Origin of the sequence: Methyloceanibacter sp. (genome assembly GCF_050728395.1) — a bacterium.
GTDB lineage: Bacteria > Pseudomonadota > Alphaproteobacteria > Rhizobiales > Methyloligellaceae > Methyloceanibacter.
In genome coordinates, this window is record NZ_JBOHJB010000083.1 from 1 (window position 1) to 11187 (window position 11187).

At 62.4% G+C, this 11187-nt stretch carries 10 protein-coding genes and 2 pseudogenes; 2 read left to right on the forward strand and 10 right to left on the reverse strand.

The genetic code is table 11. The features are described 5' to 3' along the window. Positions 1 to 361, forward strand: a 361-nt coding sequence (locus tag ACREC7_RS13140) for a type I pantothenate kinase (RefSeq protein ID WP_431556143.1), incomplete at its 5' end; no start/stop codon positions are given. A gap of 12 nt (positions 362 to 373) precedes the next feature. On the opposite strand, the gene ACREC7_RS13145 is transcribed toward ACREC7_RS13140, so the two are convergent. Then, positions 374 to 1450 carry a hypothetical protein gene (locus ACREC7_RS13145; protein WP_431556144.1) on the reverse strand — a complete coding sequence of 359 codons (1077 nt, stop codon included), beginning with the start codon at positions 1448 to 1450 and terminating at the stop codon, positions 374 to 376. Between the two features lie 120 nt (positions 1451 to 1570). Then, positions 1571 to 2602, reverse strand: a complete 1032-nt coding sequence (locus ACREC7_RS13150) for an adenosine kinase (protein ID WP_431556145.1) — start codon at positions 2600 to 2602, stop codon at positions 1571 to 1573. 86 nt (positions 2603 to 2688) lie between these two features. On the opposite strand from ACREC7_RS13150, the gene ACREC7_RS13155 reads away from it, so the two are divergent. Beyond that, a complete protein-coding gene (locus tag ACREC7_RS13155) occupies positions 2689 to 3378 on the forward strand; it encodes a sulfate transporter family protein (protein ID WP_431556146.1) in 690 nt (229 codons plus the stop codon). Between the two features lie 16 nt (positions 3379 to 3394). On the opposite strand, the gene ppk2 is transcribed toward ACREC7_RS13155, so the two are convergent. The 8 genes and pseudogenes from ppk2 to ACREC7_RS13195 all read right to left on the reverse strand — a co-directional run. Further along, on the reverse strand, positions 3395 to 4246 hold the full coding sequence (gene ppk2 / locus ACREC7_RS13160; protein WP_431556147.1) for a polyphosphate kinase 2: 852 nt from the start codon (positions 4244 to 4246) through the stop codon (positions 3395 to 3397). After that, a complete protein-coding gene (locus ACREC7_RS13165; RefSeq protein WP_431556148.1) occupies positions 4236 to 4787 on the reverse strand; it encodes an N-acetyltransferase family protein in 552 nt (183 codons plus the stop codon). Before ACREC7_RS13165 ends, ppk2 begins: the two co-directional genes overlap by 11 nt. Before the next feature lie 10 nt (positions 4788 to 4797). Beyond that, entirely contained in the window at positions 4798 to 5580 is a 783-nt protein-coding gene (gene fabI / locus ACREC7_RS13170; RefSeq protein ID WP_431556149.1) for an enoyl-ACP reductase FabI, read from the reverse strand. Next, entirely contained in the window at positions 5577 to 6785 is a 1209-nt protein-coding gene (locus ACREC7_RS13175; RefSeq protein WP_431556150.1) for an acetate/propionate family kinase, read from the reverse strand. The genes fabI and ACREC7_RS13175 overlap by 4 nt, the downstream gene beginning before the upstream one ends. Before the next feature lie 5 nt (positions 6786 to 6790). Then, a pseudogene (locus ACREC7_RS13180) lies at positions 6791 to 7792 on the reverse strand (phosphate acetyltransferase); the annotation flags it as partial. Then, on the reverse strand, positions 7765 to 10056 hold the full coding sequence (locus ACREC7_RS13185; protein ID WP_431556151.1) for a DUF3141 domain-containing protein: 2292 nt from the start codon (positions 10054 to 10056) through the stop codon (positions 7765 to 7767). The pseudogene ACREC7_RS13180 and the gene ACREC7_RS13185, both read right to left, overlap by 28 nt. A 107-nt stretch (positions 10057 to 10163) precedes the next feature. Continuing rightward, positions 10164 to 10616: a hypothetical protein gene (locus ACREC7_RS13190; protein ID WP_431556152.1), complete on the reverse strand. Its 453-nt coding sequence runs from the start codon at positions 10614 to 10616 to the stop codon at positions 10164 to 10166. A gap of 105 nt (positions 10617 to 10721) precedes the next feature. Continuing rightward, positions 10722 to 11187 (reverse strand): annotated as a pseudogene (locus tag ACREC7_RS13195) (HlyD family secretion protein); the annotation flags it as partial.

Consider the following 11187-nt stretch of genomic DNA (forward strand, 5'->3'; position numbering starts at 1 on the left):
CGAGGGGTTGAACGTATTGCAACCGGCAAAGCTGCCCAAAGACGGCGCCGCCATCCCCTTCGTCTCGGATTTCTTCGATTTTTCCATCTATATCGACGCCGCGGACCAGCTGATCGAGAGCTGGTACGTCGAGCGCTTCCTGCGGCTCCGCCAGACGGCGTTCCGCGACCCCGCCTCCTATTTCCATCGTTTTGCGACGCTGTTGGAGGAGGAGGCGCGCGCCATCGGCCTGTCGCTGTGGCGCACGATCAATCTCGTCAATCTCACCGACAACATCCTGCCGACACGGCAGCGCGCCGATCTGATCTTGCGCAAAGGCCAGGATCACGCGGTGGAGACGGTGGCGCTCAGGAAGCTGTAGCGGCAGCAGGCTCTATTTCAGCGGCTCGGCGCCCGGAGGGGGTGGAGCGTAGAGCTGGGACGGCCCGAGCCCGATATTCACCCTAAACGTGGTGCGTGTGGCCAATACTGAATCGTCGTCGATCGTGGTGCGTGTGTTGTAGCCGTTGCTGTAACGCATCTCCGGCACTGAGGAGTACCAATCATACTCACTCAACAACGACAGACTGGTACGTGGTCCGAATTGCTTGCGCGTCTCGAAGGTGAGACCGGCAATCACCACTGCCTGGTCATCGGACAGCGAAAGCCGCGTCGTCGCCGTTGGAGAACCGACGAAGCTCGCCTTGTAGGTTCCACCGTAGTCTGTCTGGGCGTCGTAGATACCGACATGCGCGTTGAAACCCGACCGCAGCCCCCAGCTGGAGTTCAGGCCGGGAAAGATCGAATATTCACCCCCGATCGCGAGGTAACCACCATAATACTGCGTATCGAGGGTCTCATTGTACCGGATCACCGAACCCGGAAAATCCGTGCTCGTATTTCGGATCGACATATCCTGGTTGATCGCCCTGGTATCTGCACCTATGGCGAGGTAAGTCGACCTCAGGAGGCCTGGAGCCATTATCGGGCCGCCAAGCTGGTAGCGGCCTTCGAGCTGCACGCCCCAATTGTCTACGTCCCGACTCGTTGCTTCCTTGATTTGATCGGCGCGGTCAATTCGGGTGCCGGTCGGATCTACCAAGGCGCAGCTGGTGCTGCCTGACGAGGAGCAATGAACAGTGTTATCGGCATCAATGTTCGAGAAAAAGCCGGTGAAGGCGAGCGCCGTCGGCCCCGTCCACGGGATCACGACGCTCCCGGTGATGCTCGGCCCGAACTCACTTCCGAAGTTGTCGTCATTGGAGAAGCGGTGAACGGTGACGTCGTGCGAATCCGATTTCAGCACGCCAAAGCGGACGTCGGGCAGACCGAGCGTGGCAAAGCCGCCGCCGACGGAAATCTCCGTGCCGCCAACGATCATCGTCCCCGTGTCTTGCGCAAGCGCGCCCTGCCCGGTGAGCGCGGTGCCGGCCAACACTACGCCTGCAACAAGGCGCAACAATTTACGCATGGAAGCCCCCGAGTCGCTCCGTGTTGCGATCACCATAGCAGCCACCACGCGGCTAGGGGTTAAACCTCCCGTAACAAAGGCAAATTTCCGGATTTCCGTGGCGGAAAAGCCACAGACAGCTCATTCTCCGAGCAGGCCTCTTTTTTGCGCAAGCGCGCGCAAGGACGCCTCGGGGCGGGCGCCGATATGGCCGATCACTTCCGCCGCCGCGAGGCTGCCGAGGCCGCCGCAGGTCGCAAGCGGCGCCCCTTGGGTGAGGCCATAGAGAAAACCGGAGGCATAGAGGTCGCCGGCGCCGGTCACGTCCACCACCTCGCGGACAGGCTCGGGCGCGACGGTGATGGTCTCGCCGTCGGCCACGATCAGCGAGCCTTCCTGCGAGCGGGTCAGTACGGCGAGCTCGCAATCGGCGAGCGCCGCATCGGCGGCCTCGGCGAAGCTGTTTACCTCGTAGAGGCTGGTGATCTCCTTTTCGTTGGCGAACAGGATGTCGGTTTCTTCGCGGATGAACGTCAAGAAGTCGGCGCGGTGGCGATCGACGCAAAAGGCATCCGACAGAGTGAGGGCAACCTTGGCGCCTGATGTCCGCGCAAGCCGTGCCGCCTCCTTGAAGGCGTCTTTCGCCTCCTCGCGGTCGAACAGATAGCCTTCGAGATAGACGATGCTTGCCGCCTCGATCAGCGACGCATCGATGTCGGCGGGAGCGAAATGCACGCTCGTGCCGAGAAAGGTGTTCATGGTGCGCTCGCCGTCAGGGGTCACGAAGATGAGGCAGCGGGCGGTCGGCTCGCCCTCGTCGGCTGGCGGCGTGTCGTAGGCGACGCCGAGCGAGCGGATGTCGTGGCGGAAGATGCCGCCGAACTGGTCGGCGGCGACCCTGCCGATGAAGCCGCATTTCGCCCCGAAGGAGGCAAGCCCGGCGATGGTGTTTGCCGCCGATCCTCCCGAGCGCTCGATGGCAGGTCCCATGGCCTCATAGAGGCGCCCGGCCTCGCCGGCCGGGATCAGGCGCATGAATCCCTTGGCAAGGTCATGCTTGGAAAGAAAGGCATCGTCGCAGCGGGCGATGATGTCGACGATGGCGTTGCCGATGCCCACCACATCGTAGCTGTGCTCGGCAATCGTGCGTTTCGCACGCGTGCGTTCCGCCATGACTGTGTCACCCCCCTCGCCTATGTCCGCTCTGGTATTGGACGGGACGCCCACTATATTCGGCGCCGCCGGAGTTGAAACACGCCATGCTCGCCGCCGCAATTCAAGCCTTCAGGGAGCTGTTCACGCCGCCTTTCCGCGTCGTGCTCTTGAAATGCGTCGGCTTCACCATAGGGCTGCTCGCCCTCCTCATCATCGTGCTCGAAGGCCTGTTCAGTCATTTTGTCGAATGGCCGCACTGGATCGAAACCACCATCGAATGGATGGGCGGGCTCGCGCTCGTGGTTGGCTCGATCTTTCTCATTCCGCCGGTGACCTCGCTGATGGCCGGCCTCTATCTCGACGACATCGCAGGCGAGGTCGAGCGCCTCTATTATCCAGCTGACCCGCCTGGGCGCGCCATGCCGGCGCTCTTTGCCATCGTCGCCGGCCTGAAATTTTTTCTGGTGGTGCTGGCGGTGAACCTGGTCGCGCTGTTCTTGCTGCTCGTGCCGGGGGTCAACCTCATCGCCTTCTATGTCGGCAACGGCTATCTGCTCGGCCGCGAATATTTCGAGATGGTGGCCATGCGGCATCTCCCACTTGCGGAGGCGCGGGCCTTGCGCAAGGCAAACCTTGCCACCGTGTTCCTCGGCGGCCTGATCATCGCCGGGCTTGCCTCGGTGCCGATCCTCAACCTGCTGACGCCGCTCTTCGCCACCGCCTTCATGGTGCACATCTACAAGTCCCTCGCGCGACGCGCAGGATTGAGTCGGCTTGCACCGCGTCCGGCGTGATCGGTCGGGTTTCGGCTCAGAATTTTTCCTCGATCCAGCGGCGATCCTTGATCGTGGCCTCGTCGTCGTAAGCCTTCGACTTTTCGCGCGCGGGAATCTTGACCTTGTTCTGCGGCGAGGCCTCGTAGGGAATCAGACCGAGGAAGTGGGTAATGAGATTGAGGCGTGCACGCCTCTTGTCGTCGGAGCGCAGCAGGTACCAGGGCGCGTGCTCCGTGTCGGTGGCTTCCAGCATCTTGTCGCGGGCGCGCGAGTAGTCGTACCAGCGCTCGCGCGAGGGAAGATCCATGACACTGAGCTTCCATTGCCGCATCGGGTCGTCGACGCGCGCCTCGAATCTCTCCTTCTGCTGCTTGTTGCTGACCTCGAGCCAGTACTTGATCAGCCTGATGCCGTTGTCGGTGATGTGCTTCTCGAATTCGGGGCAAACCTCCAGGAAGCGCTTGTGCTGCTCCTTGGTGCAGAAGCCCATGACGTGTTCGACGCCGGCGCGGTTGTACCAACTGCGGTCGAAGATCACGATCTCGCCGGCGGCTGGAAAATAGGGAAGGTAGCGCTGCACGTACATCTGCGATTTTTCGCGATCGGACGGCGCGGGCAGGGCAATGACGCGGAAGGTGCGCGGGCTGACGCGTTCGGTCAGCGCCCGGATGGTGCCGCCTTTGCCGGCGGCGTCGCGCCCCTCGAAGACGACGACGATTCGCTGACCCGTGCGCTTGACCCAGTCCTGCAGGATGGAGAGCTCCGTCTGCAGCTTGCGCAGAGCTTTTTCGTAGTCCTTGCGCTTCAGCTTCGGCGTTTCGTCGCTATCCGGTGCTTTCGGGGTGTCGCTAGAGGCAGTCGCCTGAAGCTTGGTCTCATGTCCCATAAGGTTGCTCCTTTCGGCTGTCGAGCGAAAGCGTAACATGTACGGTGCCGCCGTCGCGCCGAAGCTTCATCGGCAGGCCGCTCCGGCGAAAGACGGCAAGCATCGGCTGATTCTCGGCAAGCACCTCTCCATCGAAACGCGACACGCCTGCCTCGCGCGCGATCAGCACGAGATGCTTCAGGATCAAGGAAGCGATGCCGAGGCCGCGATAGTTGCCGCCGGTCATGAAAGCGATCTCGGCCGCGCCCGAAGATGAATCGTCCGTTGCGTAGCGGCCGCCTCCGATCAGGACTTCGCCACTCTCAGTCGCTTTGGTTATAACCAGCGCCACGACCTGGCTGAAATCAACGTCCGTGAGCTGGTCAAGCTCTGCCGGTGATAGCTCCTTCTTCGGGCTGAAGAAGCGGCGATAGACCGATTCCCGATCCATGCCACGAAAAGCTTGAAGAATGGCGCCGGCGTCGCCGGGACGGATCGCGCGCACGGTGACTATGGTGCCATCCTTCAGCGTCTCGCTCGCCGCGTAGCTTCGCGCGTCCATCGCCTTACGCTCAGTCTATGATGTGATAGCCGCCGTCGATGTAGAGCGTCTCGCCGGTGATGAGCTTCGCCCCGTTCATCGATAGGAAGGCCACGGCAGCGCCGACATCCTCGATCGAGACGAGCTTGTGCGCAGGTGCCTTCTCTTGCGCCTTGGCGATCAGCGCGTCGAAGTCGGTGATGCCCGAGGCGGCGCGGGTTTTGAGCGGGCCTGGCGAGATGGCATGCACTCTTATGCCCTTCGGTCCGAGCTCGGCAGCGAGATAGCGGACGGAGGCTTCAAGGGCCGCCTTCACCGGCCCCATCATGTTGTAGTTCTCCACCACCATCTGCGATCCGTAATAGGTCATGGTGGCAAGCGTGCCGCCGTCCTTCATCAGGGGCTCGGCGAGCTTCGCCATGCGGATAAACGACCAGCAGGATACGTCCATGGCGAGGAGGAACCCTTCCTTCGAGCAGTCCACCACACGGCCCTGCAGATCGGCCCTCGGCGCGAAGGCGATGGAATGGAGGACGATATCGATCTTGCCCCATTTCTTGGCAATTTCGCCGAACACCGCCTCCATCTGGCCTTCGGTCTGCACATTGAGCGGCATGAAGATCGAAGCTTCGACTTCTTTGGCCAAGGGCTCGACGTAAGGCTTCGCCTTGTCGTTCAGGTAGGTGATGGCGAGGTCGGCGCCGAAGGTGCGGAATGCCTTGGCGCAACCCCAGGCGATCGACTGATCGTTGGCGATGCCGGTGACGAGGGCCTTCTTGCCCTTGAGAAATGGCAAGGCGGAAATATCGATCATGCGAGCTTCTCCTTGAGCCGGGCTGCAGCTTGCACGCGCAGGACACTCAGCGTGTGGCGGGCGATCATAAGCTCCTCGTCGGTGGGAATGACGTAGCAGGCCACGCGCGAGCCCGGTGTAGAGATGCGGCCCTCGCCCTTGGCATTCGCCGCAGGGTCAAGCTCAAGTTCGAGCCAGGCGAGGCGCTTGGCCACGGCTTCGCGAAGGGTTGGCGCATTCTCGCCGACACCTGCGGTGAACACGAAGCCGTCGACGCCGCACATGGCCGCGGCGAGCATGCCGGTGAACAGCGAAATGCGGTAGACGAAATAGTCGAGGGCGAATTTGGCGCGCGGGTCGGAGCTCGTGAGAAGGTCCCTCACATCGTTGCTAATGCCTGAGAGTCCCTTGAGGCCGCAATCGTAGTAGAACAGGCGCTCGATCTCCTTGGCGCTCATGCCCCTTTCGGTGAGCAGGTAGAGCACGATGCCTGCGTCGAGCTGGCCAGGGCGCGTTCCCATGGGCAGTCCGTCGAGTGCAGTGAACCCCATGGTGCTTTCCACGCTCTTGCCGGCCTGGATCGCGCACATCGACGCGCCGCTGCCGAGATGGGCAACGACCACGCGGCCTTGCGCTATGTCTGGCGCGACCTTCGGCAGCTGACTTGCGATGTATTCGTAGGACAGCCCGTGGAAGCCGTAGCGGCGCACGCCGTCCTGATAGAACTTGTCGGGCAGAGCGTAGCGGTCGGCGACCTCCGGGTGCCCGCGATGAAAGGCAGTGTCGAAGCAGGCGACTTGCCGAAGCTGAGGCTGCCTCTGCAGCAAAGTGCGGATCGGTCCGAGGTTGTTTGGCTGGTGGAGGGGCGCGAGCGGCGCAAAGGCCTCGAGCCGCTCGACCACGGCAGCATCGAGCAGAATTGGCGCGCTGTAATCCGGGCCGCCATGCACCACGCGGTGGCCGACCGCGATGGGCAATGTTCCGATCTCGGCGCGCAGGAACTCGACTAACTTGCCCAGGGCCGCCGGCACGTCACCCACTTCGCCGGCCGGCCAGGTCTTGTCGATGAGGCTGGCGCCGTCCGCGCCCTTGGCAACGAGGTGCGGATGGACGCCGATGCCCTCGATCTGGCCCTTGAGCCTGCGTTGCAATTGATCCCCGATCGAGAACAGCTGGAACTTGATGCTCGAGCTGCCGGCGTTGACGACGAGGATGGTGTCGGACATGGGCGTTACGCACGGACTGGCGCGGTTGCCATTTGGCTATGGCGGTAGAGCGCGGCAACGGCGCAGGAGGCCATGCGCGTTCGCACATGGTCGGCCCGCGATGTGAGGATGATCGGCACGCGCGCGCCGAGCACGATGCCGGCCGCATCGGCATGCGAAAGGAACGTCAGGTTTTTCGCCAGCATGTTGCCGGCCTCGAGGTCCGGCACCACCAGGATCTGCGCCTGACCTGCGACCGGCGACTTGATGCCCTTGATGCGCGCAGCCTCGGGGCTGATGGCATTATCGAAGGCGAGCGGCCCGTCGAGCTCCCCGCCAGTGATCTGGCCGCGGTCGGCCATCTTGCACAGCGCCGCAGCCTCGATGGTGGAGGGAATGGTTGGCGTCACGGTCTCGACAGCGGAGAGGATGGCGACCTTTGGTGTGCCAAGGCCGAGGCCGGCAAAGAGATCGATGGCGTTCTGGATGATGTGGCGCTTCGATTCGAGGTCGGGCGCGATGTTCACCGCGGCGTCGGTGATGAACAGTGTCTGCGCGTGGCCCGGGACGTCCATAACGAACACGTGGCTGATCCGCCGCCCGGTGCGCAAGCCGGTGTCGCGTTTCACCACCTCCGCCAGCAGCTCGTCGGTATGCAGGCTTCCCTTCATGAGAAGCTCGGCTTTGCCAGTGCGCACGAGCTCGACGGCTTTTTCGGCCGCCGCCTGGCTGTGCGGCACGTCGACGATGTCGATGCCGCCGAGTTCGAGCGAAAACTCCTTGGCGACTGCTTCGATCTTACTCTTGGGCCCGACGAGGATGGGCTTGATCAATCCTGCCTCGCCAGCCTCGAGCGCCCCTCGAAGCGAGGTCTCGTCGCAAGGATGTGCCACGGCGGTGGCGATCGGCTGCAGTTTCTTAGCCGCGGCGATCAGGCGGTCGTATTTCTCATGCCGACGTAAGGTCGACGCCGTCGAGTTCTCGTTCATGGCTCGATCCTTCAGCTCAAATTGCGCGAATGGGGCCGATTTGGCTTCGCCTGAGGCGCGTGCGGTCCCCGCGCAGCGTGTGCGCTGTCCTTCGGCGCGCCGTTTGGAGACTTGGCCTTTCTTCGTGACTCGAACATCGCCGTGATCTCCGCGAGCCGGGTCTTTCCCAACTTGCTTTCCACGCCGAGGACTTCGATGAGCTTCCGCAGCGTGGTTGCGATGCGCTGGGCGAGCTCGGGATCACTATCGAGCATCTCGGGGATGGACTCGATCGCGCGGCGCTCGTCGAGCAGCAAGGTGAAGAACTGATCGCGCACCATGGTCTTGAAGTCGGCGAGCGTCAGACCGGTTCCGGCGTGCTCGCGCATGCGCTCGAGCAAACGGAAACCACGCTCATCGGCGACGCCCTCGGGCATGCGGATATAGAGGAGAGCGCGGATGGCCGCCTCGCGCGGCCCGCCGCGCGCGATGTGACGTGTCAGTTGGTCGGTCCGCTCGGCTACGAAGGCGCGATATACGGCGTCGACGCCAGGCCGTTGGCGCGGAGGAGCATTGGAGGCCTTCAGGCCCACCACCGCCTGGAGGATCGGCGAGCCGTAAACGGCGTGGAACATGGTCTCGACGGCACGGTCGCGCATGTCGCCGTAAGCCTTCAACGAGGACTCGATCGCGTTACCCATCCGCTCCTGTGCCTGCCAGAAGAGGTTGTCCTGCGCGACGGACTGACGGGTCTCTCGCACGCTCTCCGCCTGCGATGAGACCGACTTGAGGAATGGATTGGCCGGCGTGAACATCTCGTAGGGCAGGCGGAGCGGGTGCATCTTGCGCATCCACTCGGCGAAGCCGGCATTGGCCCAAGCCTTTACCCAAGGCTGCATGAACGCGCGGTAAAGGCCAAGATTGATCTCCGAAATGCGTGCGGCCGTGGCGAACTTGCGCTCGTCTTCGATGCTGTTGCCGCCAAGCGCGCGGATATCGTCGAGCGTTCGCGCCTCGAAGCGGACGAGATAGTTGCCGCCGACCAGATCATCGGTCGGGCCATCGGTAGCCTTCGGCGTCATCACAGCCTCGTACAGGCCGGGGGGCAGAACGTCGATCAGGTCGATGTTGCTCGCGAACTCGTCGTGCTCCTTCTTGGCCACGGAGCCAGAGACGAAAATCCCGAGATGGCCGATCGATTCATGCACAGCGTAGACGATGGTCTGGCCGTGGGCACGGATGTCGTCGACGCTGCCATAAAGGTCCAGAATCCAGTCTAGCGCCTGGGACGGCGGCGTGATGTTGTCGGCCTTCGAGCAGAACACGATGATCGGCGAGCGGATGCTGCGAAGATCGATGCTCTGGCCGTCCGACGTCACAATGCCTCCGGTTGCAAGCTTGTTGCCAATGAACAGCTCGTCGGCGATGAACTGCATCTCCTCGGCATTGAGCAGGATATGTCCGCCCCACCACTTCTCGAATTCGAGGTAGCGCGGCGCCTCGGTGTCGATCTTTGAATAGAGATTGTACTGCTTGGTCCAATAGGTATTGGCCGGGTTCAGATTCTCGAAATTGCTGACGAGCCAAGCGCCGTCGAATTTGCCGGCACCGATATCGCCCATCATCGCGGTGAGCCAAGTGCCGCCGAGAAGCCCGCCGGTATAGCGCATCGGGTTCTCGCCGCGCACGCCCGCCCAATAGGACAAAGGAGAGCCGGCAACGATGATCGGCCCGAACAGATCCGGCCGCTTGGCGGCGACCATCATTACCGCCCAGCCAGCCTGGCAGTTTCCGACCACCGCAGGCTTGCCGTTGGCCTCGGGGTGAAGGGAAATGACGCGCTCGAGAAAGGCCGCTTCCGCGGCGACGATGTCTTCGATGGTCTGACCTGGCACCGGGTCAGGCAGGAAGCCGATGAAGTAGCAGGGATGGCCGGCCTTGAAGGCCACGCCGATCTCGCTGTCCGCTTTGAAGCCGCCAATGCCGGGGCCGTGACCGGCGCGTGGATCGACGATTACGAAGGGCCGCTTCCGCTCGTCGATCTTGACGCCTTGCGGAGGCGCGAGGCGCGCAAGGATGTAGTTCACCGGGCGCCGAAGAGTACGGCCGTCCATGACCAGCTCGACGCCGAATTTGAGAACATGCGGCGCGATCTTGGCGGCGTGCTCCTCGTACTGCTTGCTCCTCTGCTGCATGACGTCGAGGAACAGGACGCCGCGCTGCCAGGCATCGAGCCAGTAGGACCACGCATCGAAAACGGGATTTCTCGTCAGGATGGAGGGAATGGGCGTCGGCTGCTTGGCCGGTACTTTCTGACTGGTCATGAGATGATCCTCCTCGTAAAGCCGCACTACGCCGGGCGAAGCAAGGTCGCCCCGAAATCTCCTCCCCCCTCCCCATGAAATTCTACGAGCCAAGCTCGCTCAGCGGTTCACGCCCATTTCAGCGTGATGCCGACGTCCCCCGGCATTCCGTCCGGAAAATCCACGATCTGGAATTTGAGCTTGTAACCACGCGGACGTAGCTGCCTGTCCCAGAACTCATACATCTCCTTCGGCAGGCCGGTGAGCGTCGTCTCCCAACCAGGCTCCTGCTGGTTGATGGCGCGGCCGTGATCGGTGCAGAGGCTGTTCGGAAAGCGATAGACTTGCACCTCAGTAAGGCCGTTCGATACCGCCCGCTCAATCATGTTGGCCACACGCTGGAGAGCTTCGTCATCTGACACGCCGGATGGCTTGGTGAGCTTTTCAAGCAGCATCTTCTTTTCAGCTTCAACCGCTGCCTGCTTGCGCAAATACTCCGAGGCCTTCTCGGCTTCGGCCAAAGCGAGCTTCTCCATCACCTGCTCAGCAGTGGGCAGAGAGAAACCTTTGTCCGCGGCCATGTGCCTCCTCCGTCGATTCAAATCACAGTCAAGACGCGCGCTTGTAGCCTTAACCTGCCGCTAGTTCCCTGATCCAGCGCAATTTTAGCGCCCCTCCAAGACCGCTTAGTGACCCTCCAAGAAAACGAAGTTCTCCCAGCTCCGCATGCGCAGCAAGATGCGCCGGATGATGGCGAAGTGGTGCGCGAACGGCGTGTAAAGCGCTACCTGAGCGGCCGAGCCGCCTGGTAGATTGTAGCTGGATGTGTCGTCGGTAATGTTGATGATGGCGACAGCCCGTCCGCCTGGTACGTCCGCCCCCATGTCCTGTAGCACGCCGGTTGCCTGGAACTGTCCGGTGGCGATCGCGTCAAGTACGTATTTCACCTTTCCCTTGAGAATTTGCCCCGGTAGGCCATCGAAAGCGACCTCTGCCTCATCTCCGGCGCGCACACGTTGCAGCGCATTTTGCTGAAAGCCGGCGGCCAACTCCTGATCGTCCTTGTGCACGAAGACCATAACGGGTCGTAGTGGGGCCGGGACGACATACATGCCCGGTCGCAGCGCCATTTGTGTTACATATCCGGGACCT

Excerpts from the sequence above, each read along its gene's own strand:
- ACREC7_RS13145 (WP_431556144.1), bottom strand. The coding sequence starts at position 1,450 with ATGCGTAAATTGTTGCGCCTTGTTGCAGGCGTAGTGTTGGCCGGCACC.
- ACREC7_RS13150 (WP_431556145.1), bottom strand. The coding sequence starts at position 2,602 with ATGGCGGAACGCACGCGTGCGAAACGCACGATTGCCGAGCACAGCTAC.
- ACREC7_RS13155 (WP_431556146.1), top strand. The coding sequence starts at position 2,689 with ATGCTCGCCGCCGCAATTCAAGCCTTCAGGGAGCTGTTCACGCCGCCT.
- ppk2 (WP_431556147.1), bottom strand. The coding sequence starts at position 4,246 with ATGGGACATGAGACCAAGCTTCAGGCGACTGCCTCTAGCGACACCCCG.
- ACREC7_RS13165 (WP_431556148.1), bottom strand. The coding sequence starts at position 4,787 with ATGGACGCGCGAAGCTACGCGGCGAGCGAGACGCTGAAGGATGGCACC.
- fabI (WP_431556149.1), bottom strand. The coding sequence starts at position 5,580 with ATGATCGATATTTCCGCCTTGCCATTTCTCAAGGGCAAGAAGGCCCTC.
- ACREC7_RS13175 (WP_431556150.1), bottom strand. The coding sequence starts at position 6,785 with ATGTCCGACACCATCCTCGTCGTCAACGCCGGCAGCTCGAGCATCAAG.
- ACREC7_RS13185 (WP_431556151.1), bottom strand. The coding sequence starts at position 10,056 with ATGACCAGTCAGAAAGTACCGGCCAAGCAGCCGACGCCCATTCCCTCC.
- ACREC7_RS13190 (WP_431556152.1), bottom strand. The coding sequence starts at position 10,616 with ATGGCCGCGGACAAAGGTTTCTCTCTGCCCACTGCTGAGCAGGTGATG.